Origin of the sequence: Candidatus Brocadia sinica JPN1, assembly GCF_000949635.1 — a bacterium.
Taxonomy (GTDB): Bacteria; Planctomycetota; Brocadiia; order Brocadiales; family Brocadiaceae; genus Brocadia; species Brocadia sinica.
This window is the reverse complement of sequence record NZ_BAFN01000001.1, coordinates 1,285,919-1,308,675: the sequence shown is the minus strand read 5'-3', so window position 1 is coordinate 1,308,675 and position 22,757 is coordinate 1,285,919. Positions and strand designations below refer to the sequence as shown.

At 43.4% G+C, this 22,757-nt stretch carries 23 protein-coding genes; 16 read left to right on the top strand and 7 right to left on the bottom strand.

What is annotated here, in order from left to right; translation table 11 throughout:
* Positions 1 to 155: 155 nt before the first annotated feature.
* The 7 genes from BROSI_RS05910 (at position 156) to nifS (ending at position 8,400) form a co-directional block, all read left to right on the top strand.
* Entirely contained in the window at positions 156 to 383 is a 228-nt protein-coding gene (locus BROSI_RS05910; RefSeq protein ID WP_052562831.1) for a hypothetical protein, read from the top strand.
* A 226-nt stretch (positions 384 to 609) separates the two neighbouring features.
* The gene (locus BROSI_RS05905) at positions 610 to 2,115 is read left to right on the top strand and encodes a leucyl aminopeptidase (RefSeq protein WP_052562830.1); all 1,506 of its coding nucleotides are present in this window, start codon (positions 610 to 612) and stop codon (positions 2,113 to 2,115) included.
* A 239-nt stretch (positions 2,116 to 2,354) separates the two neighbouring features.
* On the top strand, positions 2,355 to 5,165 hold the full coding sequence (gene uvrA / locus BROSI_RS05900) for an excinuclease ABC subunit UvrA (protein ID WP_052562829.1): 2,811 nt from the start codon (positions 2,355 to 2,357) through the stop codon (positions 5,163 to 5,165).
* Between the two features lie 41 nt (positions 5,166 to 5,206).
* Positions 5,207 to 5,476, top strand: coding sequence for a hypothetical protein (locus BROSI_RS05895; RefSeq protein ID WP_052562828.1), 270 nt, complete (start codon positions 5,207 to 5,209; stop codon positions 5,474 to 5,476).
* Between the two features lie 17 nt (positions 5,477 to 5,493).
* Complete coding sequence (locus BROSI_RS20745; protein WP_052562827.1) at positions 5,494 to 6,036, top strand: hypothetical protein; 543 nt, start codon at positions 5,494 to 5,496, stop codon at positions 6,034 to 6,036.
* Between the two features lie 313 nt (positions 6,037 to 6,349).
* Positions 6,350 to 7,204 carry a Fe-S cluster assembly protein NifU gene (gene nifU / locus BROSI_RS05885; protein ID WP_052562826.1) on the top strand — a complete coding sequence of 285 codons (855 nt, stop codon included), beginning with the start codon at positions 6,350 to 6,352 and terminating at the stop codon, positions 7,202 to 7,204.
* Positions 7,201 to 8,400: a cysteine desulfurase NifS gene (nifS, locus tag BROSI_RS05880; RefSeq protein ID WP_052562825.1), complete on the top strand. Its 1,200-nt coding sequence runs from the start codon at positions 7,201 to 7,203 to the stop codon at positions 8,398 to 8,400. Before nifU ends, nifS begins: the two co-directional genes overlap by 4 nt.
* A 135-nt stretch (positions 8,401 to 8,535) precedes the next feature.
* Here the strand turns inward: nifS and BROSI_RS05875 are convergent, their stop codons facing one another.
* A complete protein-coding gene (locus BROSI_RS05875) occupies positions 8,536 to 10,086 on the bottom strand; it encodes a DegQ family serine endoprotease (RefSeq protein ID WP_052562824.1) in 1,551 nt (516 codons plus the stop codon).
* 187 nt (positions 10,087 to 10,273) lie between these two features.
* Here BROSI_RS05875 and BROSI_RS05870 point away from each other — a divergent pair, with 187 nt between their 5' ends.
* Entirely contained in the window at positions 10,274 to 11,719 is a 1,446-nt protein-coding gene (locus tag BROSI_RS05870) for a phospholipase D-like domain-containing protein (RefSeq protein WP_052562823.1), read from the top strand.
* Between the two features lie 50 nt (positions 11,720 to 11,769).
* On the top strand, positions 11,770 to 13,602 hold the full coding sequence (locus tag BROSI_RS05865; RefSeq protein ID WP_052562822.1) for a tetratricopeptide repeat protein: 1,833 nt from the start codon (positions 11,770 to 11,772) through the stop codon (positions 13,600 to 13,602).
* 51 nt (positions 13,603 to 13,653) lie between these two features.
* On the opposite strand, the gene BROSI_RS19765 is transcribed toward BROSI_RS05865, so the two are convergent.
* On the bottom strand, positions 13,654 to 13,794 hold the full coding sequence (locus BROSI_RS19765; protein WP_157842404.1) for a hypothetical protein: 141 nt from the start codon (positions 13,792 to 13,794) through the stop codon (positions 13,654 to 13,656).
* Positions 13,795 to 14,072: 278 nt separating this feature from the next.
* On the opposite strand from BROSI_RS19765, the gene BROSI_RS05860 reads away from it, so the two are divergent.
* The 6 genes from BROSI_RS05860 to BROSI_RS05835 all read left to right on the top strand — a co-directional run bounded on the left by BROSI_RS05860 (position 14,073) and on the right by BROSI_RS05835 (position 18,486).
* Positions 14,073 to 15,218, top strand: a complete 1,146-nt coding sequence (locus BROSI_RS05860) for an ABC transporter permease (protein ID WP_082059346.1) — start codon at positions 14,073 to 14,075, stop codon at positions 15,216 to 15,218.
* A 2-nt stretch (positions 15,219 to 15,220) separates the two neighbouring features.
* On the top strand, positions 15,221 to 15,994 hold the full coding sequence (locus BROSI_RS05855; protein ID WP_052562821.1) for an ABC transporter ATP-binding protein: 774 nt from the start codon (positions 15,221 to 15,223) through the stop codon (positions 15,992 to 15,994).
* Positions 15,991 to 16,776 carry an MlaD family protein gene (locus BROSI_RS05850; RefSeq protein WP_052562820.1) on the top strand — a complete coding sequence of 262 codons (786 nt, stop codon included), beginning with the start codon at positions 15,991 to 15,993 and terminating at the stop codon, positions 16,774 to 16,776. The genes BROSI_RS05855 and BROSI_RS05850 overlap by 4 nt, the downstream gene beginning before the upstream one ends.
* A gap of 111 nt (positions 16,777 to 16,887) precedes the next feature.
* The gene (locus tag BROSI_RS05845) at positions 16,888 to 17,499 is read left to right on the top strand and encodes a PqiC family protein (RefSeq protein ID WP_052562819.1); all 612 of its coding nucleotides are present in this window, start codon (positions 16,888 to 16,890) and stop codon (positions 17,497 to 17,499) included.
* A gap of 60 nt (positions 17,500 to 17,559) precedes the next feature.
* On the top strand, positions 17,560 to 18,036 hold the full coding sequence (locus BROSI_RS05840; protein ID WP_200891702.1) for a YMGG-like glycine zipper-containing protein: 477 nt from the start codon (positions 17,560 to 17,562) through the stop codon (positions 18,034 to 18,036).
* Between the two features lie 15 nt (positions 18,037 to 18,051).
* Positions 18,052 to 18,486, top strand: coding sequence for a hypothetical protein (locus BROSI_RS05835; protein ID WP_052562818.1), 435 nt, complete (start codon positions 18,052 to 18,054; stop codon positions 18,484 to 18,486).
* A gap of 27 nt (positions 18,487 to 18,513) precedes the next feature.
* Here BROSI_RS05835 and BROSI_RS05830 read toward each other — a convergent pair whose 3' ends face one another.
* The 5 genes from BROSI_RS05830 to BROSI_RS05805 form a co-directional block, all read right to left on the bottom strand.
* Positions 18,514 to 19,356 (bottom strand): LolA family protein, encoded by an 843-nt coding sequence (locus tag BROSI_RS05830; RefSeq protein ID WP_052562817.1) that lies wholly within the window; start codon positions 19,354 to 19,356, stop codon positions 18,514 to 18,516.
* A gap of 462 nt (positions 19,357 to 19,818) precedes the next feature.
* Positions 19,819 to 20,250 (bottom strand): hypothetical protein, encoded by a 432-nt coding sequence (locus BROSI_RS05820; protein ID WP_052562815.1) that lies wholly within the window; start codon positions 20,248 to 20,250, stop codon positions 19,819 to 19,821.
* Positions 20,247 to 20,927, bottom strand: coding sequence for a hypothetical protein (locus BROSI_RS05815; RefSeq protein WP_052562814.1), 681 nt, complete (start codon positions 20,925 to 20,927; stop codon positions 20,247 to 20,249). Before BROSI_RS05815 ends, BROSI_RS05820 begins: the two co-directional genes overlap by 4 nt.
* A gap of 135 nt (positions 20,928 to 21,062) precedes the next feature.
* A complete protein-coding gene (locus tag BROSI_RS05810; protein ID WP_052562813.1) occupies positions 21,063 to 21,734 on the bottom strand; it encodes a TIGR04255 family protein in 672 nt (223 codons plus the stop codon).
* A 212-nt stretch (positions 21,735 to 21,946) separates the two neighbouring features.
* Entirely contained in the window at positions 21,947 to 22,177 is a 231-nt protein-coding gene (locus BROSI_RS05805; protein WP_052562812.1) for an EVE domain-containing protein, read from the bottom strand.
* Between the two features lie 178 nt (positions 22,178 to 22,355).
* Here BROSI_RS05805 and BROSI_RS05800 point away from each other — a divergent pair, with 178 nt between their 5' ends.
* Entirely contained in the window at positions 22,356 to 22,751 is a 396-nt protein-coding gene (locus tag BROSI_RS05800; RefSeq protein WP_052562811.1) for a hypothetical protein, read from the top strand.
* Positions 22,752 to 22,757 lie beyond the last annotated feature (6 nt).

Sequence of the window (22,757 nt, the reverse complement as noted above, 5' to 3'; positions counted from 1 at the left end):
AAATGCTCTGCTCCTCCCTCCCTTTTTTATTAAATTAATCACCATTTGTGCCGATAATTATGAATGTTAAGACAGAATCGTAAAAATGGCTATTGATACCGGATTGCGGTCAAACGGCTGTTCCTGGCAGTGGCGAATCTAAGGAAGGAGTAATTATGAATAATAAATTTCTGGAATCTATTGGTGTTAATGGAATCGATTTGAAAAAATATCCTGCAGAGCATCTCCCTCGCATCCTCCACCTCAGCATGATTATCAAAAATACATGCTTCTGGACAAAAGATGCCGTTGTGCCTTACCGTTTGTTATCAACAGAGGAGCAGACAAAGATTCTGGAAGAATACGTCCAGTACATCATAGCCTTTCAATGTAAAGAAGTTTAGTAAATCTCCTTGCGTACCGGATTTCCCCAGTTTTTCCCCTATAAATCTTTTGGCATCTCCCCTTCCGGGGTCTTTCTTGTTACTATTCTGTTTTCTCGAATAAGACAGAATATTTTTAACCTCCCCTGATTATTCGTTTGACACACCTGACAGGTTAATGCTAAATTAATTGATTAACATTACACCTTATTATCAAAACAATGTATTACCTGAATTAAGGATATTTATGGATATTAATATCAAAATTGGAACTGTTGAAAAAGAACCCGCAGAGGTGGTAGTTTTTTATTTATACGAAGACGTCAAAACCCTGAGCGAATCGCTTGGCCGTTGTAATAAGGTATTGGATAATATTGTTTCTGAAATAATAAAAGAAAAGGGATTTGTTGCTAAACTGAATAAGACAATTATCCTGCCTACATATGGAAAGATTCCGGCGAGACGCATCATGCTCGTGGGCCTGGGAAAGAAAAAGGATGCAACACTTGACAAAATAAGACAGGCGGCAGGCACTGCCGCCTGTACGATACGTGATATGGGCATCAGTGAGGGCGCCAGCGTGATGGACCCGATTGATATTCCTTTTCCAATAAGTGAATGGTATCAGGCTTATAGTGAAGGCGCCCTGCTCGCCCTTTACCGGTACCAGAAATATAAAACTATTCCGCCCGAAGAGCGGCAGGAACTCAGGGCGCTTACGCTTCTTTTGTCCGGCAAGGAGGATCTGAGGCCTGTCCAGGAGGCCGTTAAGCACGGGCAAATTATTGCTGATGCCGTCTGTTTTACCCGAGACCTTATCAACACGCCGTCTCAGGATAAGGCCCCTGGAGTTTTGGCTGATACTGCAAAGAAATTGGGTGGGGAAGCTGGTATTCAGTGTAAGATATTATCCCTGCCGGAACTAAAAAAACTCGGGATGGGGGGGGTGCTGGGTGTTGCGCAGGGGAGCGCCCAGCCCCCGAAATTTATCATACTTGAATACAATGCACATGCGAAAAACCAGGATACGGTTGTATTTGTTGGAAAGGGAATTACCTTTGACTCAGGAGGAATTTGTCTGAAACAGGCCAAGGACATGGATATCATGAAGAGTGATATGGCCGGCGGCGCTGCCGTGATGGGAGCCATGAAGGCGATATCCGGAATGAAATTCCCGCAGCATGTTGTTGGTCTCATACCGTGTGCTGAAAATATGCCCAGCGGTTCGGCGATTAAACCCGGCGATATTATTCGGTTTTATTCCGGTAAGACCGCCGAGGTCGCAAATACAGACGCAGAAGGGCGTTTAATTTTGGCGGACGCCCTGGCGTACGCGGAGAAATATAAACCCAGCGCTGTAATTGATCTTGCGACGCTGACAGGGTCTTGTGTGGTAGCCTTAGGGACTGTCGTTACAGGCATGTTGGGAAACAACGAAGAGTTGAAAAAAAGGGTTAAAATTGCCGGTGAAAAATCATGGGAAAGGGTCTGGGAGCTACCACTCTGGGAGGAATATCAGGAACAGATCAAGAGTGATATTGCAGATATAAAGAATGTGGGGGGGCCGTATGCGGGGGCAATAACAGCCGCCTGCTTTTTAAGTAAGTTTACCGAAAAATATCCCTGGGTGCACCTCGATATTGCGGGCACTTCCTGGTGTGAAAAAAACAGCGCATATACCCAGAAAGGGGCGTCAGGCATTGGGGTTCGATTGCTTGTGGAATTAATCCGGAATTGGAATAGGTTTTCATAGAAATTTCAAACAAAAATTTCCTCTCCCTTAATCCCCCTCATTGAGAGGGACAAACAACTGTCTCCCGTCGGCGAAGGTGAAGGGGGTGGACTGTCATTGTGAAAATAGATATTTTAAGTTGCCGAAGGACTAATGTAAGTCGTTCACTATAAATGAAGAAGGATTTTACGAATCGTACTTTGTAAATCATAAATTCCCTTTTCTTTGTGTTTTTTGTGTCTTTGTGGCTTTTGGAATTCATGAATAATAATGTCATCGTCATTCGTGGCGCCAGGGAACACAATCTTAAGGGGATCAATGTCAATATTCCACGTGACCGAATCACGGTTATTACGGGTGTCAGTGGTTCAGGAAAATCATCCCTTGCATTTGATACGGTTTATGCAGAAGGGCAGCGCCGCTATATTGAAAGTCTTTCCTCGTACGCACGGCAATTTTTAGATCAGATACAAAAACCGGATGTAGAACTTATTGAGGGTTTGCCTCCCACTATTGCCATTGAACAGCGTACTTGTCCGCCGAGTCCGCGTTCCACCGTGGCAACCGTTACTGAAATCTATGACTATTTACGCTTGTTGTACGCAAGAATTGGCACCCCGTATTGTCACCGGTGTAAATGTATCATTTCCCGCCAAACCGTTGACCAGATGATACAGAGAATCACGGGAATCCCGCAGGGAACCAGAATTATGCTTCTTGCACCGCTTATTAAGGGGAAAAAGGGTGAACACCGGGAGATATTTCAGTCGATAGTACAAAGGGGCTTTGTACGCGCACGTGTTGACAATAGTATTATAGACCTTAAAACCATTCCCAAATTGGCGAGATATAAAACCCACGAAATTGATGTAATTGTGGACCGGCTGGTCATAAAAGAGGATATCCAAACACGCTTGTACAATTCCCTCGAAACCTGTCTCAAATTAGGAGAAGGCGTTATGCTGGTAAGTCAGGAATGCGAAAAGGGCTGGACGGACCATATCCTGAGCGAGCGGTATGCCTGCCAGGAATGCGGGAGTGGCTATGAAGAATTGACGCCGCGCATGTTTTCATTTAACAGTCCTTATGGTGCATGTCCTGGTTGTAATGGCCTGGGAAATACCCTGGATTTTGATCCGGACCTGATTGTTCCTGACAAACACATCAGTATCAGGGACGGGGCTATCGATGCCTGGCGAGGTTGGGGGTCATTAACCCAAACTCACTATGATAACCAGGTCAAGATGTTTTCAAAAATCTTTTCCATCTCTCTGGGCACACCTTTTATAAAATTACCGAAAGAGATCATGGATGCCCTGCTCTTTGGCACAAAGGACTTTGAAGGGGTGATTCCCAACCTCAAACGCATCTATGAAAAAACGGCCAGCGAACGCATCCTGAAACGCCTTTCCGGATACATGAGTTACAGGACCTGTACTGTCTGCAACGGAGCCAGACTGCGACCAGACTCCCTTTCGGTAAAAATCAATCATAAATCAATTCATGAGATCATGGATCTGACCATAGAAGAGACCCTTGGATTTTTTACAGCGTTGAAACTGGAAGGACAACAGGCGATCATTTCCAAACAAATTCTGAAGGAAATTCAAAACAGGCTTCGTTTTATGATAGATGTCGGACTACATTATGTAACTTTGGGACGCAGCAGCGACACCCTCTCAGGCGGCGAAGCTCAGAGAACCCGGCTTGCCACACAAGTCGGATCGGGTCTTGTCGGGGTCTGTTATGTGCTGGACGAACCCACCATAGGGCTTCATCCAAGGGATAATGAACGGCTTCTGAGGACTTTAAAGACACTTCGTGACAACGGAAACACGGTCATCCTCGTGGAGCATGATGAGCATACCATTCGTGATGCTGATTATATCATCGATATTGGCCCCGGGGCTGGTGAACGTGGCGGCAGTATTGTTACCCATGGCACGTTGAAAGAAATTACTGATAACCCTGATTCATTAACCGGGCAGTATCTCAGCCAAATCCTGAAAATCGAACTTCCCGCCAGGAGAAGGGATATTAATCTGAAGAACTCTCTTGAAATACGAGGCGCCCGTGCCCATAACCTGAAATCCATCGACGTAAAAATCCCTTTAAAAACCTTTTGCTGTGTTACCGGTGTCTCCGGCTCCGGGAAAAGCACCCTCGTGAATGATATCCTGCATCGTGCCCTTGCGAAGTTGTTCTATGGCAGCTATGAGACACCCGGGGAACATACGAAAATCCTGGGCGCGGAATATATCGATAAAGTTATAGAAATCGATCAATCACCCATTGGGCGAACCCCGCGTTCGAATCCTGCAACATACACCAAGGCGTTTGATCTGATCCGTTCCCTCTTTGCGCAGACGCAGGAGGCAAAGGTTCGTGGTTACACTGCGGGAAGATACAGTTTCAATATCAGCGGTGGACGGTGTGAGGTATGCAAGGGACAAGGTACCAAAAAAGTAGAAATGCATTTTTTGCCCGATATGTACGTCGTTTGTGAAGAATGCAAGGGGAAAAGGTATAACAAAGTAACACTGGAAGTTACCTATAAGGAGAGAAGCGTCTCGGATGTGCTTGACATGCGCATCGAAGAGGCTCATCAGTTTTTCAAAAACGTTCCAAAACTCGAACGTATTTTAAGCACACTCAACGATGTCGGACTGGGATATATTAAATTAGGGCAGTCCAGCACCACGCTGTCCGGCGGGGAATCACAAAGGATCAAACTTGCCGCAGAACTCTCCAGACAGGCTACAGGAAAAACACTGTATATCCTGGATGAACCTACCACCGGCCTGCATTTTGCTGACATACAGCAGTTGTTAAAGATGTTACACAGATTAGTCGATTTGGGCAATACGGTGCTGGTCATAGAGCACAACCTGGATGTTATCAAGACGGCAGATTACCTGATCGACTTAGGCCCGGAAGGCGGCGTGAGTGGCGGTGAGGTCGTTGCAGCAGGCACCCCTGAACAGGTTGCAAAAGTCGAACGGTCCTACACGGGGTTGTTTTTAAAAAAAGTCCTAAATATCGTGGAGAAAAAACCGATAAACATAAGCTAGATAAAAAATGTATAGTTATCCTAAATGTCCTTAATTTATTTATGGATTTTATCAAACAAATCCTGAATAACACAAAAGATATTATCTTAGCCTTGGGTTTAATAAAAGGCTTATTTTTTGCTTTCTTTTTCATTATGCACCTTTGGATATTTTTACTGTACAAAGGAAGGATAAAAGACAGACAAAAAGAAATTGATCGGCTTGCAGCGGAAAATAGGGAGTATCGCGAAAGATTTCTTGCTTTTTATGACGAAAAGTTTAATTATATTCCGCCAAAAAGCAAGCACGGGAAAGAGAAAGAAAAAGGATAGAAAAAGAGGAGGGGGGTATGTTTTATGTATTTATGGTTCCGTTGTTACTTTTATTATTCTATATGATTATTTATTTACGTAAATTAAAAAAGCACGATATTGTTCTATATAAATTTTGTCAGCTCAGACGGGAAGCGATTAGTATTTTAGCAGAAAAAAATTTTAATCTCAGCAGAGACGAGTATTTTTCTGTAAGGAATTTAATTACCATACTTAATTCAACAATTCATAACTATAATGAATATAAAACAGCTATTTTCGATATGAGAAAGTTATTAAAACATTTCAGGGATCTCAAAACATCTGCCAAGGAAATTGAAAAGCTCGAATTACCTCAGAATCAACAGATCGAGAAACTGTACAATAAGTTTCTTTTTTCGATGTTCTACGCTTTTTTTGCTTACACTCCGTTCTTGAAATCCGAAATCATCTTGAATATTATTGCATATGCTTTTGGGCGCGTATCAGAAAAAATCACGAGAAATATCCAATGGCTAAAAAAAGAAACACATAAACTAAATTATCCTTTGGGTTTCTATAAAAATATTATTCACAGTTAGTGACTGTGAATAAGCAAGTCATATTCTTGTCTGTTTGTTTACTTTTTTATTTGAAAATTGCCTTTTTCCTTCCATCGCTCCCCACTATTCCTGAAAAATTTTTACACATATCTCCTCCCTATTTCTCTTTTATGCCAGGCATCAACAAACAGTAGCAATGCTTGACATTCAAGGTATAAAAGAATATATTTATGATGATAATATTGAATCATATTGCACTCTTTGCAAGTATTATCCGTGTTATTCTGAAAGAACTGACTAAGGAATCAAGGCGTTGAGGCTTTTCAACAATTAGTTTGGAAAGGAATATAGGGTGTGGGATTATTCTGAAAAAGTGAAAGACCATTTCTTTCATCCAAGGAATGTGGGTGAAATTCAAAATCCAGACGCTGTAGGTGAGGTGGGCAGTTTGGCCTGTGGAGATGCTTTAAAATTGATGCTGAAACTGGATAAATCAGGCCGTATTGTGGATGTGAAATTTAAGACATTTGGGTGTGGAAGCGCCATTGCTTCTGCGAGCGCCTTGACGGAGATGATTAAAGGAAAGACATTGGACGAGGCGGGTAAGATCACTGATAGCGACATCGCAGCGTACCTCGATGGATTGCCGGAGCAGAAGATGCATTGTTCTGTAATGGGCCGAGAGGCGCTGGAAGCAGCTATCGCAAATTACCGGGGGCAAAAAATAGAGAAACCCGTTGATGAGGGAACGATCGTTTGCAAGTGTTTTGGTGTAACGGATAATAAGATCGCTCATGAGGTGAGAGAGCATAAATTGACCACCATTGAGCAGGTGACAAATTTTTGTAAGGCAGGCGGTGGATGCCGCTCGTGTCATCCACAAATTCAGGCCATTATAGACGAGGTATGGCAAAAAGAAAAAGAGAAGGCGATGATAGAAAAGGTCAGGAAACCCACTAAGAAAATGACAAACATCCAAAAGATAAAGTTGATACAGGAGACCCTGGAAAGAGATATTCGGCCATCCCTTCAATCAGACGGGGGTGACATTGAACTGATCGACATCGATGGTGACCGGGTTATGGTTTCATTTCGGGGGAGTTGTGTGGAGTGCCCTAGTTCAAAGGTTACACTGAAATCCACGGTGGAGGCGAAACTGAGGGAGTTTGTGACAGATACGCTTATCGTCGAGGAGGTGGCTTCATGAGAATTGTATATGCAGATAACAACGCAACAACGAAGGTTGCGCCTGAAGTTGTGGAAGTTATGCTGCCGTATTTTACTGAATATTATGGAAATCCTTCGAGTATGCATACCTTTGGCGGTCAGGTAGCGAAAAAGATTGATAATGCCAGACAACAGGTGTCAGACATTCTTGGCGCTGATCCCGCAGAAGTTCTGTTTACAAGTTGTGGTACGGAAAGCAATAATGCTGCGATTTGGGGTATACTTCGGGCAAATCCTCAGAAGAGGCACATTGTTACCTCTAGGGTGGAGCATCCTGCCGTTTATAATTTGTGTAAATATTTAGCGCAAAGTGGCTATCACGTGACGGAGCTGGGGGTGGATAGCAAAGGGATGCTTGACTTGAATGAATTGGCCGATGCTGTAAGGGAGGATACGGCAATTGTGTCCATTATGTATGCAAACAACGAGACCGGCGTGATTTTCCCCATCGAGGAGATTGGCCATATTGTAAAGGAGAAAGGTTCTATATTCCATACCGATGCTGTGCAAGCTGTCGGTAAGATACCACTCAATCTCGAGAAAAGTACGATAGATTTGTTAACCCTCTCAGGGCATAAATTACATGCGCCCAAAGGAGTGGGCGCCCTCTTTATCCGAAAGGGAATCACGTTCTCGCCTTTTATCGTCGGCGGGCATCAGGAAAGAAATCGCCGTGGTGGCACAGAGAACGTTCCCTCAATTATCGGTCTTGGCAAGGCATGTGAACTGGCAAAAAAATATATGGGTGAAGAACAGACCGGGGTAAAACAATTAAGGGATAAGCTGGAGGATGAAATACTGAAAAATGCCCCGGATGCAAGAGTGAACGGGCATAAAACGCACCGTCTTCCAAATACCACCAATTTGAGCTTTGAATTTGTGGAGGGGGAGGCTATTTTGTTGCTCCTGAATGAAAAAGGAATTTGTGCTTCGTCAGGTTCTGCCTGCACGTCAGGTTCTTTAGAGCCATCGCATGTACTGAGGGCTATGGGCGTTCCCTTTACGGCGGTGCATGGTTCAGTGAGGTTGAGTTTGAGTCGGTATAGTACAATGGAAGACGTTGACTTCATTATCGAACACCTTCCGCCAATTATCAGAAGGTTAAGGGAAATATCCCCTTATGGCCGGGAAACGAGGGTAAAGGAGCAGTCCACCAGGATACAGGCAGGGGCATAGTAGGTGTGAAGGGCGGGGCTGCTTTATTAAAGAACCGCAAAATCCAAAGTATGACCGGAATAAAAAAGGGGCGATCCTTGTGATCGCCCCCTGTGAGATAATTGATAATTTTCGTTACGGATCGAACCGTAAAAACTATTTTTCTTTTGTCCTGATAATAACATATCGGGAAAACTCACCCCGTTTTACAAGGAGAAGGACACCCTTTTCCTTATCTCCCTCGCTCAATGCCTTTTTGAATTCTGTCACATTAGCGACCTTCTTTCTGTTTACCTCTTTAATGAGATCGCCTTCCCGTATATCTGACATGGCAGCAGGGCTTCCAGGCTGGACTTCAGAGACAATTACCCCGCTATCTTCCTCGATACCCAGATTCTTTGCGAGTTCTTTTGTGAGATTTTGCACGGTCATTCCGAGGTCTTTCCCGGTGGGCACCGCGCCAGGTGCGGCTGCGAAAAGTTCCGATGGCTGTTCGCCGAGCTTAACGGTTAATTCTTTTTCTTTACCGTCTCTCAGGACTTTGACCTTTACTTTTTTGCCAACTTCCGTTTGTGCAACGGTATTACGAAGATGATTCACATCTCTGATGGGTTTTCCTTCATATTCAATCACAATATCACCACGTTCAAAGCCTGCTTCTTTTGCCGGGGAATTTTCCTGAATGTCGCTTACCAGGACGCCTTCTGTAACCGTGACGTTAAATGACTTTGCTAAAGCCGGATCGATATCCTGAATAACAACCCCGAGCCAGCCACGCGTGACCTTGCCTTTTTCAACAAGGTCTTTCATGATAATTTTTACCATGTTTATGGGGATGGCGAATCCGATGCCCTGATAACCGCCGCTCCGGGTAAATATTGCGGTATTGATGCCTATAATTTCCCCTTTGATGTTAACGAGGGGGCCGCCACTGTTGCCGGGGTTAATGGCTGCATCGGTTTGAATCATATCCTCATATGCTGCAACGCCTACATTGGCCCTTCCCGTGGCGCTAATAATACCAACAGAAACTGTTTGTGTTAAACCAAAGGGACTCCCTATGGCAATTGCCCATTGTCCAACCCGAATAGTATCAGAGTCTCCCAATTTTGCGGAAGGTAAATTTTTTCCGTCTATTTTTACTATTGCAATATCCGTCTGAGGATCTGTGCCAACGACTTTTCCATCAAATTCCCGTTTGTCTCCCAGGGTAATCTTGAGTTCATCCGCATCTTCCACCACGTGATTATTCGTTATAATATAACCTTTTTCACTGTCTACAATTACACCTGAACCAAGCCCTTGTATTTTATATTCACCTTCGGGGTACCGGGGTCTAAAAAACCGGTCAAAAAATTCGTCTCCAAAGAAATCTCTGAAGTCCCGGAATGGGTCAGATTCTTCATCAGGACTGGGGCCTGGTGATGGACGATGAAATCGGTCTTCCGGCATCTTCTTTTTTTGCTGGGTATGCTTAAAAACCTTTACCGACGTAATAGATACAACGGCAGGTTTAACTTGCTCAACTAACTGTTCAAACACGTGCTCGAAATGCTGGGCCGTAGCTAATGCGTCTTTATCGGATTCATTTGTCTGTTTATTCGCTGCATAGAGCGTTGTTTCGCGGGGCAAACTCATGCCGATTCCGGCACAAAAGCTAAAAACGAAAAGAAGACGAAGAAATAATTTTTCTCCTTTGTCAATCATGATGAACCTCCTTCAAAAAAGTTTAGATCCTTAACGGCCTCCCCGAATTTTATTCCAGATATAACTTTTTGTCAAATCAAAAGTTGTATAACACTTCTATAATGCTTGCATTCTCTCTTTGGCATTGATAAAATAAACAAAAATCAAATCTATATTTGTTCCAAGAAACATCGTGAAGAGGGGAATTATGGGCCGGAAGAAGATGTCTGTATTTTTCATAATGGGAATCATGGTTTCATTATTTTTTATGCATAATGAGGCCTTTTCGTCAGATGCGTATTTTACGTCACAGGAGATTAAGGGACAAATTTTACATGCGATCGAAGGGTGTGAAGAATCCATTGATATTGCGGTTTTGGACATTACCTCAAATGATATAGTGAGCGCCCTTATCAAGGCGCAGGAACGGGGAGTTCATGTCAGGATTGTGGTCGATAAAAAAAGCGCTTTGACGAAAGGACCGTTGTCAAGCCTTTCCAAAAACAAGAATTTTGCAATTAAGGCGTTGATTCAAAAAGGGCGAATGCATAACAATTTTGCCATTTTTGATTCTAAACTGCTGGCAACCGGGACGTACTACTGGAATGAAGACGCAGGCAGATTCAATCGTTATAACACCATTTTTACCGATGAAACGAGAGTGCTGGTGAAGTATCAAAGGGAATTTGACCGTCTGTTTCATGAGGGAGTAACCGCCGGGGTAAAAGAGGGTGTGCCGGCAGCAGGAAAAAAAGGTGAAAAGGTTGAAGGTAAATCATCAGAGATCATTCCAAAGGCACCGGGCGCTGGAAACAATGTTATAGCGTCGAATTTTGGTGTTGTCATAGCAGAGACGCCTGATGGGTATATTAACATGGGTTTTGAAGAGTTTAATAATATTTTTGGAGTGGCGAGTGAGCTATCAGATGAGCAAAAAGAGAATTTGTGGAGTCGATGCACGGGGAAAAGGGTCAAGTGGAATGGAAAAGTAACTTATATTGGATGGGGACTGGTAACGGGATGGATGATGAGTGTGACCCATGGCGACACCAGTGTTGAAATAAAGTTAAATTCTGCCCATAAGGAGCATTTTTCTCACGTGAAATATGGAAACACCGTGACCTACACAGGAAAGCTCGATTCACGGGTGACGAGAATATTCCCGTATAAACTGGAAGACGGCGACGTGCTTGAAATCAGGAATACCATTCCGGCGCAGGCAACCCCGAATGAATTGACGGAAAATCCAGACACAGTGCCTGTTTCTCAGGGGCCAAAAAAAATATTTCTCATAGAGTCTTTTGAGGATCTGGACAAGATTTTTGGCAAGGGGAGTAATTTGTCGGATGCACAAAAGGATACGGCATGGGAAAAATATAAGGGGAAATATGTCAGCTGGATGGGACAGATTATGTATAAAAATGTAAATGTTGCGGCAGGTTGGCGGATAGGGATAATGCAAAAGGAAAGCGGGGATGTGGAGCTAAAGATCGGTATGGCAAAAAAAGATAAGGTGTTGAAATTTCAGGATGGTGAAACCATACTCTATACGGGGAAATTGGCAGAGAGACGGGGAATCCTTTCTCCTTACATTTTAGACGACGGTGATATCATAACGATGAAAGAATCGAACAGTGGGTCAGGTGGTATGTGATGCCGTGCAGTTTGTTCGCCATATTTCGCCGAAAGCGGAAGGAGGTAGTCATGGTGAAAAGAGGGATGTTTATACTGATTATTGTTCTTGTTGTGTTCGTTGGCTTGAAAGAAATAGTAATCGCAGCGGAAAGTTATGAAAAGGCCATTCATGAAGGAAACGTCCTTGTTCGGAAACAGATGTATCAGGAAGCGCTCGGCGCCTATGAGAACGCTATTCAGTTAAAACCCGATGCCTTTGAGGCCTGGTACAATAAGGCAGTTGTGCTTGATTACCTGGGTACATATGCTGAGTCCGTTGAGTCGTTTGAAAAGGCAATTCAGTACAAGCCGGACTATTATGAAGCGTGGTATATGAAGGGGAGGGCTCTGGATCATGCGGGGAAATACGATGAAGCGATTACGGCATTTGATAAGGCATTGGAGATCAAACCGGATTCTCTTGAGGTCTTATACAATAAGGGGAATGTGCTGGACCATCTTGGGGATATCGATGCTGCTGCGAAGACCTATGACCGCATTATCCAGGTAAAACCTGATGCGTATGAGGCGTGGAATAATAAAGGACTGACTCTGGCAAGGATGCCTGAAAGGAGAAGTGAGGCATTAGAGGCATACGATAAGGCTATTGCGATTAATCCGAAATATTATGAAGCGTGGATTAATAAAGGGAATTGTTTTGTCAGACTTCGCAGGTATACAGAGGCCGTTGATGCCTATGACAGGGCAATTGAAATAAAACCTTCTGAACATGCTTCATGGGCTGATAAGGGATTTACCCTTGCTGATCTGGGAAAACATGAGGAGGCGGTTAAAGCATTCAATAAGGCCATTGAACTAAAACCCGATTCGTACGCAGCCTGGAACGGGAAGGGGCTTGCCCTGGATGCTTTGGGCCGGTACGAGGAAGCCCTTGTTGCATACGAGAAGACAATTGAAATACAACCCGATTCTTACGGTGCCTGGACCAATAAGGGATTGGCCTTATCCCGGCTTGGGAAACATGCGGAGGCTGTTACCGCCTATGAAAAGGCGCTCCAGATCCAGCCTGATTCATATGAAACTATGGCAAATAAAGGGTGTGAGTTATTTAAACTGGGAAAATATGAAGAAGCAATCAACGTTTTTGACAGTACGATAAAGCTGAGGCCCGATTACCCGCAGGTATGGAATAACAAAGGAAATGCCTTATTGCGGTTAGGAAGGTTTATGGAGGCGATGAAATCTTTTGACAAGGTGACCCAGATAGTTACCGATGAGGAAGCTGCAAGTATACCACGTCAGGCAAAGATTAAAAGCGAAGCCCTCAGCAATAAAGGTCTTGCGCTCGTACAACTTCAGAATTACGAAGAGGCCATAAAGATATTTGACAGGGCATTAAAAATCAAGTCTGACGACTTTGTTGTATGGATAAACAAAGGACTTTCCCTTCTGCAATTAAAAAAATATCCGGAGGCATTGAATGCACTTGACAAGGCGACGACCCTGAATGGCAATGTACACGAGGCATGGAATTATAAAGGGTATGTGTTCGAGGAAATGGGAAAAAGACAAGAAGCGCTTGACGCGTATAATAAGGCCATTCAGAATAAACCGGATTTCTTTGTGGCCTTCAATAATAAGGGTCTTCTGTTAGATGCAATGGGAAATCATAAAGAAGCAATCGAGTCTTATGATGCGGCTTTACAAATAGAATCTAAATTTGATGCGGCGTGGTTTAACAAGGCCTGCGCACAAGCCCTGTTATCGGATAAGTCCGGGGGGCTGGATTCTTTAAAGAAAGCCATTGGATTAAATCCGCGATATAAGAATATAGCAAAGAATAATCCTGATTTTGCACAGTTAAGGGGAGACGCTGATTTTCAAAAGATTATAGGTGAATAAATGGCAAGGAAGTATTTTTATAGCAGCAAAAATATGTTTCCCCTGCGGCTTTTACTCTGATGTTTTTGTGTCCAAAAGAGAGGTAATGGTCCTGGCACTATCCTGACCGAGCATCTCAAGGGTACGGCTCATGGCCGTGCTTGTCCGCTGTAATCTGTTCCCTGAATCGGTTCGGTAAATCCCGATTTGCATATAAGACGCGCCGTTCCGCTATCTTTTTCAATAATACTCTCCAGTTGATTTCTTCCTTTATTGGCATTTTCCGTGCTTGATTAAATCAATATAACGGGTATAAGCATTGGATTTGCATATGCGTTTATGGCAAATGAATTTCTGTAAGTGTGCTTAATCATGAGAGAAATGACTTTTCCGTAATCATTATAAAGAAATTGGAAGGGGACTTAAAAGAAAAACAAATCCACGAGTATAGAACAGTTTGTCTAAAATATTGGATAAATTCGAGGTTCTTCATGATTACACAACAGCAGAACAATTCGGAGATGCGTTTTAGTCATCCATCACAGGATACCCTTATGGTCCATATTGGTGGAAGCTGGCTTTTGGAAACATCGCTACCGTCCATTGAGTTACTTGAAAATGAGATACAATCGACGACAACAGTCCGGACGGTCAATTTTGACACAAAAAACCTTACCAGTTGGGATAGCAGTCTGCTCATATTCTTACGAAAGGTCTTTGATACCTGCGCTAAACACAGCATTCATATCCAGATGGAAGGCATTCCCCAGGGAGTGAGGACGCTTCTCGATCTTGCATCTCTAAAACGTCAGCGGAAAGGAATAACCAGGAAGGTAGAGAAAAAATCTTTTCTCGTAAGGGTGGCTGATACAACATTTGAGTTCGTACGGACATCAAAGGAAATGTTTGCGTTCATTGGCGAGGCAGCGCTTGCCTTCGGAAAGCTATTCTGTGGCAAGGCGAATTTCCGCCGCACGGACCTTATGAATGTCATCCAGGAGAGTGGAGCACAGGCGCTCCCCATTGTTACATTGATCAGTGCCCTGGTAGGTTTGATTTTTGCATTTGTAGGCGCCTTACAATTGAAGCTGTTTGGTGCGCAGATTTACGTTGCAGATATTGTGGGAATAGCCATGGTCAGGGTTATGGGGGCGATTATGACCGGCATCATCATGGCAGGCCGGACAGGCGCTTCGTTTGCCGCTCAGATTGGAACAATGCAGGTGAATGAAGAAGTTGATGCGCTCAAAACACTGGGTATATCACCGATGGAATTCCTGGTATTACCCCGCATGCTTGCCCTTGCCCTTATGATGCCGCTCCTGTGCCTGTATGCAGACCTCATGGGTATCATAGGCGGGATGATTGTGGGCGTGTTCATGCTCGATCTGAATTTTATGGAATACTACAATCAGACAAAAGCGGCAGTTGCCCTGACCCATCTCTGGGTAGGACTGTTTCACAGTGCGGTATTTGGCGTGCTTATCGCACTCGCCGGGTGTCTGAAAGGAATGCAGTGCGGAAGAAGCGCGTCTGCGGTCGGGTCTGCCACAACATCAGCGGTGGTGACGGGCATTGTGAGTATCATCGTCTCAACGGCAATCATTACCCTTGTTTGTGAAGTGCTTGGTATTTGAACATGAACAAAAAAGGAGAAAGTAAATTACCCGAAGCAAAGATCGTGGTGCGCGACCTCGATATGGGATACGGCAGTTTTGTGCTGATGCGTGATATGAACTTCACGGTGAGCAAGGGTGATATTTTTATCATTATGGGCGGGAGCGGCTGCGGGAAGAGCACGCTTATGAAGGTGCTCATAGGACTCCTGGAGCCTTTGCGCGGACAGGTATTTTATGACGGCGAAAATTTCTGGGAAGGGGATCCTCAGCAAAAAGACCGCATTATGAGGAAGATTGGCGTCCTCTACCAGAGCAGTGCATTATGGAGTTCCATGACATTGGCTGAAAATGTTGCACTCCCGCTTGAACAATATACAAACCTCAGCAAAAGCCAGATCCGTGAGCTGGCATCGTTAAAACTTGCGTTGGTAGGACTCGCAGGATTTGAAGAATTTTATCCCTCGGAAATAAGTGGGGGAATGCGAAAGAGGGCAGGACTTGCACGGGCAATGGCGCTGGATCCGGATATCCTCTTTTTTGATGAACCTTCTGCAGGTCTCGACCCGGTGAGCGCCCGACTTCTTGATGATCTTATCATTGAACTACGTGATAGCCTTGGCGCTACCGTAGTAGTTGTTACCCACGAACTGCAAAGTATCTTCGCAATCGGGAACAACTCGGTCTTTCTCGACCCCGATACAAAGACGATCATCGCATCAGGCGACCCGAAAAGACTGCTTGCAGAATCAAAGGATCCGACAGTAATGAGTTTTTTAACAAGGGGGGAAAAATGAGTAAACCGGCAAATAAAACACTTATTGGCGCCTTTGTAATAGGGGCTATAGCCTTGCTGGTTATAGCGGTGCTTATTTTTGGCTCTGGCAAATTCCTGAAAAAGACGTTTCATACAGTGGTGTTCTTTGAGGGTTCTATTAAGGGCCTCAATGAAGGCGCACCGGTTATTTTCAAAGGGGTGAAGGTAGGTGCTGTGAAAGAAATCCGTTTGATTTACGACGCTGCTAACGACTCTCTTCGGATACCGGTGATCATTGAACTTGAACCGGAAAAAATCGAAAGGACTGACATTGCTGAACGGCATCCGGAGAAAAATTTAAAACTGTTTATAGAAAGGGGACTAAGAGCACAACTTCAGATGCAGAGTATGGTTACCGGTCAGCTCATGATCGCGCTTGATTTTTTCCCTGATAAGCCTGCCAGATATGTTAGTTTCATAAAAGAATATCCCGAAATTCCAACAGTTTCCACTCCCTTCGAGGAATTAAAAAAGACAATCCATGATCTTCCTATTAAGGAAATTGTTACGAAACTAAATCTTACCCTGAATTCGGTAAGAAAACTCATCCAGCACATCGATAAAAAGATGGATCCACTTATAACGAATGTCACAATGACGTCCGAGATTACCCAGAACACCCTTGAGAATATGCAAGCTACTTTAAAGCAAACAGAAAAAACCCTTACTACTTTTTCCGAGGCAGGCCGTTCTATGAAGTCCTTAACAGAGTATCTCCAGCAGCACCCCGATTCCATTATCAAAGGAAAGCCTCGAAGATAATGTCAGGGTTTTATAAATTTGTAATACGGATTACCGTGGAACAGAATATTTCTCTGTGCCCTCTGTGGTTATATTTCTGACAATACTGGTTTTATTTGGAGGCGTTTCTCAATGAAAAAGTATGCCGTTTCATATTTTGCTCGTTTCATCCTGATAGGCGCGCTTGCGGTTATTTTTGGGTGCGCGAGCACTCCACCATCAAACTTTTATATCCTGAATTCCATAGAAAAGCAGGAGGCACAACAGAAGGGTTCAGATTCGATGCGGCATGTTACCATAGGAATAGGTTCCATTGAAATCCCTGACTATTTGGACAGGTCGCAAATGGTAACCCGGAGCAGCCGCAGCGAACTGAAGGTTGACGAATTTAACCGGTGGGCAGGCTCTCTGAAACAAAATATATCTTTGGTTCTCGCCGAAAACCTCTCTCTCCTGCTTTCGACGGATCGTGTTTTTGCCCATCTGTGGATTCCTGATGATTCTGTCAATTACTGGATCCATGTTGAAATAATCCGTTTAGACGTCATACCTGGTGATGCTGTTACCATGAAGGCGCTTTGGACAATATTAGGCGATCATGGAAAAAAAGAATTTATAACACGTACCTCAGAATTTACAGAAAAAGTAAGCGAAAATAGTTATGGTATGATGGTAGCAGCCATGAGCCGGACATTTGAAAAATTGAGCCACGAAATCGCATCAGAGATTATGAAGTTAAAATAGGTGAATCCTGATGGGTGTCGATGAATGTCTTCTTAAAAGGTTTTTTAGCGGAGAAAAGCTATGAAGAGAATGATTTATGCATGGGGCATGCTATTCGTAACAACTTGTACCATGGGGTCGGTGCCTGCCCAGAACCTGATTATCTACCCTGCAAAAGGCCAGAGCCAGGAGCAGATGGAAAAGGATAAATTTGAGTGTTATTCCTGGGCAAAACAACAGACGGGATTTGATCCTATGGTCGTATCCACCCAGCAAACACCTGCGAGCCAGGGTAGTACTGGTGGTGGGGCAGTAAAAGGAGCGGCTAAAGGCGCACTGGTAGGAGCTGGTATTGGCGCTATTGCGGGAGATGCAGGCAAGGGTGCTGCGATTGGCGCAGCTTCTGGTGGCGCCTTTGGTGGCTTGAGGAGCCGGAGTCAGAGAAAGCAGGCAGAGCAGGTACAAAGACAGCAGGTATCCCAAACGAATCAAAGGATCAGCGAGTATAACCGCGCATACAGCGCATGTCTTGAGGCCAAAGGATATACAGTTAAATAGAGAATGGAGAAAACTATGAAAGTGATAAAATTCGCGATGGTAACTTTTTTATTTGCATGCCTTGTTTCACATGTTTCCCGTGCAGGTGATTTTGATGGGTCTAAACCACTGCTCTTTTCTGTAAAAACGGTTCTTGAATGCGCACCAAACGGTCAATCCAATATCGTAACGGCAGAGGAGATGGAGATGCCACAGTTTCTCATCATTGATTGCAAGAAAATGACGATTAGCCCGTTCCCTCCGATTCCAGGCAGGCGTGATGGCGTAATCAAGCGCCTGGAACATATTGATGGAAAGTTGATCCTGCAGGGGGCGGACGATGGTATCGAGCATGTCCGGGATGGTGTGGGCTGGACGGCGGCAATTTCAGAGGAGACGGGCAGGGCTGTAGTAACGGCATCAGGCGATGATGTGGGTTTTGTCATTTTTGGCGCCTGTCTGCCCCGTTAGAAGCTTTAAAGAATTGCGAAGGTCTTGCTAGTTCAGGGTAATTACCTGTGCCTCCTTAGGTAGTGAAAGGGTAAACAGTTTTGGATCGAGCAGTCCATTCACAGTAATCTGAGAAAACATTACACTTAAGGTAGTATTATAGGCAGGCCAGCGAACATCAATTCTTTGAGGTATCCTGCACCCATTGAGAGTTGTATAATCGGTAAATACCGCTTGTAACCGTACTGAACCGTCTGAATTAAACAATTCACACCGGAAAACCTCTGCATTGACCCTGTCAATCAACAGGTTTCCTTTCAGATTTACATCCTCTTTATTCACTTCTAACATATGAACCAGCCAATAGGCAGGCCAGGTCTCTAACGTAGGTTTTTTCCCTTCCAAAATTTCCCGGTAATTGAACAGGCTCGCCATATCACCGGGAAAGATGTTGATACCAAGCGCCTCAATCCGGTGAAAGGCATTGGACGGACCCGTGTAAACCGTGTTTTCCAAGGGAATATGTAACCAGAACCTGTTACCATCAGAAGACATATCAAAGAGTGTTGTTGCAAACTTAGAGCCCAGTGCCCGGAAACTCCTGGGGCTCTGGTATAATATCAATCCGGTACAGCGGATGGGTCCTTTGACGTCCGGCGTGGTAAGAGTTAAGTCTACGTTTGCGCGAAAGGTGGTAAGTTTAGAAGTATTGGAAGTTAGAGTGTCTCGTATCTGTTGCAGTGAAAGATTTTGGATCTCCCCCTGGATATTCCTCAAAATAGCTGAGGTATCTTCCCAAATTGGCCTTTGCGGGGCCGGGGTCTTATAGGTTGCACAACCGGATGAGAGAACAACCAACAAAATGAAACTGCAAATTACGTATGTCTTCATCAGAAAATTTCAAATTCCATAAAATTTATTCCGTACTTTTCTTAAACCGTTTGTCGGTAAATTTGGATAAAACAAGCCACCGTTCATACTCGCTGAGTACGACTTCTTTAAGTTCCTTTTCGGGAACCAAATCAAGCAATTTCATTTAAAACCACCTCCATAATTTTCTCTTCCACGATGCTAATTTTTATCACCGAAAGGTCGTATAATTGACAAGTGCTTCTGAAAGACTGATAATCCTATTCTGTAACAAAATCGTTGCATTTGTTCCGTTCAGCACACCGCAGGGATCACAAAGATTGCAGGGCGTGCGAGTCTGAGATAAACAAGATTTTAAAGATTCTTTATGCTTTGCATTATTTTCTTTGCGTTCTTTGCGGCGAACTATTACTTTCATTATTTTGGTATGACATAGTTCTTCTGCATCCGAAATGAAATATGAAAGTATGTTCCTGTCCCTGTTTACGCACGGGCGGAATATACCTCACGGACTGTCTCAAGAATCAGCTCGGCTATCAGTTCATCATCTTGTTTCAAGTTATATATTCCACTGTGTGATGGGTCATTCATTTCTGGTGCGGGATCATGGAGGACTTCAAGTTTTCGTCTATCGGGGCTTTCTTCTAGGACTTTCTTACGAACTTCACCAACATTTAGGACAGCTATCTTTGCGTGTAATCCTCCTACTCTCACTTTTTTGGAATAAATTTTTCTAATCTCAATAATTTCGCTCCCTCTGCTTGAGCAGTTGAGAAATTCTAACCAATTTACCGATAAACTTTCTTCATCTGTTCTCAACATGAAAGCGGTAGCCTGAATTTGTCCATCTGAGACTTGCGTAGGTTTGCAATACCGGGCAATGTGGTTTTTGTCAGGTATCTTATCACCTTTCATTGTGAAATCCAATCACATACATGATAAAGTGCCACAGTATCTATAAGAATATCAGTTGTTACTGCTCCGGAAATCCTAATTTGTCGTTCCGGATGCCTAACATTCGGTATGAAAATAACAAAGCGAGCATCTCCATTTGTTGGCAAAAAATGTACGCTGAAAATTCGCTTCTGCTCACCCCTCCATGAAGCATAGATATTATAGTCAGGCGTTAGAGAAATGGTTGGGTATTTTAGATTGCTGTGCAAGAGAAGGAATTTATAAAAATTGCGAAGCGATCCAGCCGATATCCCAAGACTGGCAGAATCTTCCTCCTTTGCATCATAAAACAATGTAAGAAGTCTATTTGCCAAAGTTTGTCGAAAGGAGATAGATTTCGATGTTCTAATCCGGAAAATTAATTCTTTTACCTGCTCTTCTTCGCTATCAAGTAAATCCACTTGAGTGAAGGGGTCTTCAGGCCAAGGTCTTATAGGAGCCGTGCGACCCTCTTGGCTTGCAGCTGTCAAAAAATATGTGTTCCTAGGCACTTTTCGATGTTTTTGGGGAAAGCGATTTCCTCGATTCCACACTTCATCATCTGACTCAGCGACTGAAGAATAGTCTGTAAGAGATTTGTTCCCATATGCTATGGTAGCTTCTTGGACTGTCTCCTCATATAAAATCAGCTCAGACATTATCTTCTCGCTCCCAAATTTTTTGAATTTCAGGGGTTGTTAGATCCGTAAAACCTCGGACTATCCATTCATGTGCTAAGTCAAACCATTCACGAACAGCTTCTTTACTCGCTGATTCACCAATTGCCCTCGTCTTTAATTCGAGACAAACAAAGGAACTTTGTCTTCAGTTCGTATAGATTGTTTTAAATTAACGATCAGATGCCCTTTCTTTTCCGGCAGGGGAAATTCTGTCTGCCAGGCAACTTTCTCAGGATTCGTTAAAAAACGCGCCTTTGTTTGTTTCCAAACAAAATCCAGAAATATTCCTGGAAGGTCATTAATCGTATTCCATCCTTGCCCCTTTGGAATATGGTTGATATAGCTAAGTTCATATTCGATTGGTTTAAGCTCACCTAATTCAAATTCTCCAAAAAAATTTACGATAGTATTTAATACACTCTCAAAATTCCTGATGACGTAGTCATATCGCGGGTAATTGTTTTGTCTGCGTCGCCAATTAAAATAAAACCGATCGAGCTGAAATTGTACCAATTGATCATCCGATTTGTTTATAAACCAGACTCTTGGTAAAGGCAGGCCTGTTGCCTCATCTAACCAAATTCCACCTTTAACTGATGTTATCGGTTGTGCATGTTGGATAATCGGATAATCAGCGCGAAGTTTATCCCAAAGAAAACCGATATGGGGTATACGGAGCTTGTCGGGAACTTGAAATCGCATCCCACAAACAACTTCGTTAACAGGCGGATTCTTATAACTTGGAAGAGCGCCTGATAAAAAGGAACTTTTGCTTGGGTCAGTCATAAAATAACGTTATCTCATAATTTATGAAATCTACACAGGGTATAATAATAAAAATATTCCTTTACGTCATTCTTATATGACGGCTGTCACGAAAGTTTATATTGTAAATGTATAATAAAACCAAGTATTTTGTCAACAAGCATCTAACATTACTAGTCTTTATCTTACTTCAAATGTATCATACTCTTCCTCAGTCATCGTAAACTCAGATTCTATGATTTAAAATTTGCTAAATTTATGATCTTTTCAAATTCATTCTTTGATAATCTTATTACTGATAATCTTGGTTGTTTGATGAGTCCAATGCTTTGCAAAGTTGGTTCTGCCTTGATTTGCCTTAATGAGACTGGAGTTTTAAAGGTTTTTATTGGTTTAAAGTCTATTGCAAGCCAATGTGCAGCGTTAATTGGAGGGTCTTGATAGGGTGGTTTTGAGACCTGCATTGTTACCAATATTCAACAATTAATTATTTTTCTATACAACAATTTCTCAGTTCTTCGTGCTACTCATTTTTTTTGGTCTGACATATCCCCATTTACATGAGGACAAAGCTCTTCTGCATCCTGTAATTGAAATATGAAGGCCTGACCCTGGACTTTCCTACAGATACAACAAATCCTCATGTCTCCCCTGAAGGAGCTCGTTGACACCAACAAGCTCTCTCAGGCTGATGCCTCTGAAATTCAGGATATAGCAAAACAAAACAATTGGTCAGATGATACGGTAAAACAATTCACCCATGCCGCCGTCGAAGGTCTCGGCATCCAGAACGTAGAGACGCAAAATCTTGCGTCTCTACTGGTCGCCGCCAAAATCAAAGAAGCCATCTATAAACAGAACGCAGAGCAGTACAAAGAAGAAATCGCCGTCAATCAAAAGCTCCTCGATCAGCTCTACAGCCGTTTTAAAATCCAGGGCGGCGCCCCGGATAAGCGCGAAGATTTTTTCAATATGGTTAACCAAAGGCTTGCTATTTCTTCTTCAATGGGCGTGTTTTCAGCAACGGTGAATTTGTAGCTGTCC

Excerpts from the sequence above, each read along its gene's own strand:
- BROSI_RS05910 (WP_052562831.1), top strand. The coding sequence starts at position 156 with ATGAATAATAAATTTCTGGAATCTATTGGTGTTAATGGAATCGATTTG.
- BROSI_RS05905 (WP_052562830.1), top strand. The coding sequence starts at position 610 with ATGGATATTAATATCAAAATTGGAACTGTTGAAAAAGAACCCGCAGAG.
- uvrA (WP_052562829.1), top strand. The coding sequence starts at position 2,355 with ATGAATAATAATGTCATCGTCATTCGTGGCGCCAGGGAACACAATCTT.
- BROSI_RS05895 (WP_052562828.1), top strand. The coding sequence starts at position 5,207 with ATGGATTTTATCAAACAAATCCTGAATAACACAAAAGATATTATCTTA.
- BROSI_RS20745 (WP_052562827.1), top strand. The coding sequence starts at position 5,494 with ATGTTTTATGTATTTATGGTTCCGTTGTTACTTTTATTATTCTATATG.
- nifS (WP_052562825.1), top strand. The coding sequence starts at position 7,201 with ATGAGAATTGTATATGCAGATAACAACGCAACAACGAAGGTTGCGCCT.
- BROSI_RS05875 (WP_052562824.1), bottom strand. The coding sequence starts at position 10,086 with ATGATTGACAAAGGAGAAAAATTATTTCTTCGTCTTCTTTTCGTTTTT.
- BROSI_RS05870 (WP_052562823.1), top strand. The coding sequence starts at position 10,274 with ATGGGCCGGAAGAAGATGTCTGTATTTTTCATAATGGGAATCATGGTT.
- BROSI_RS05865 (WP_052562822.1), top strand. The coding sequence starts at position 11,770 with ATGGTGAAAAGAGGGATGTTTATACTGATTATTGTTCTTGTTGTGTTC.
- BROSI_RS19765 (WP_157842404.1), bottom strand. The coding sequence starts at position 13,794 with ATGCAAATCGGGATTTACCGAACCGATTCAGGGAACAGATTACAGCGG.
- BROSI_RS05860 (WP_082059346.1), top strand. The coding sequence starts at position 14,073 with ATGATTACACAACAGCAGAACAATTCGGAGATGCGTTTTAGTCATCCA.
- BROSI_RS05855 (WP_052562821.1), top strand. The coding sequence starts at position 15,221 with ATGAACAAAAAAGGAGAAAGTAAATTACCCGAAGCAAAGATCGTGGTG.
- BROSI_RS05850 (WP_052562820.1), top strand. The coding sequence starts at position 15,991 with ATGAGTAAACCGGCAAATAAAACACTTATTGGCGCCTTTGTAATAGGG.
- BROSI_RS05845 (WP_052562819.1), top strand. The coding sequence starts at position 16,888 with ATGAAAAAGTATGCCGTTTCATATTTTGCTCGTTTCATCCTGATAGGC.
- BROSI_RS05840 (WP_200891702.1), top strand. The coding sequence starts at position 17,560 with ATGAAGAGAATGATTTATGCATGGGGCATGCTATTCGTAACAACTTGT.
- BROSI_RS05835 (WP_052562818.1), top strand. The coding sequence starts at position 18,052 with ATGAAAGTGATAAAATTCGCGATGGTAACTTTTTTATTTGCATGCCTT.
- BROSI_RS05830 (WP_052562817.1), bottom strand. The coding sequence starts at position 19,356 with ATGAAGACATACGTAATTTGCAGTTTCATTTTGTTGGTTGTTCTCTCA.
- BROSI_RS05820 (WP_052562815.1), bottom strand. The coding sequence starts at position 20,250 with ATGAAAGGTGATAAGATACCTGACAAAAACCACATTGCCCGGTATTGC.
- BROSI_RS05815 (WP_052562814.1), bottom strand. The coding sequence starts at position 20,927 with ATGTCTGAGCTGATTTTATATGAGGAGACAGTCCAAGAAGCTACCATA.
- BROSI_RS05810 (WP_052562813.1), bottom strand. The coding sequence starts at position 21,734 with ATGACTGACCCAAGCAAAAGTTCCTTTTTATCAGGCGCTCTTCCAAGT.
- BROSI_RS05805 (WP_052562812.1), bottom strand. The coding sequence starts at position 22,177 with ATGCAGGTCTCAAAACCACCCTATCAAGACCCTCCAATTAACGCTGCA.
- BROSI_RS05800 (WP_052562811.1), top strand. The coding sequence starts at position 22,356 with ATGTCTCCCCTGAAGGAGCTCGTTGACACCAACAAGCTCTCTCAGGCT.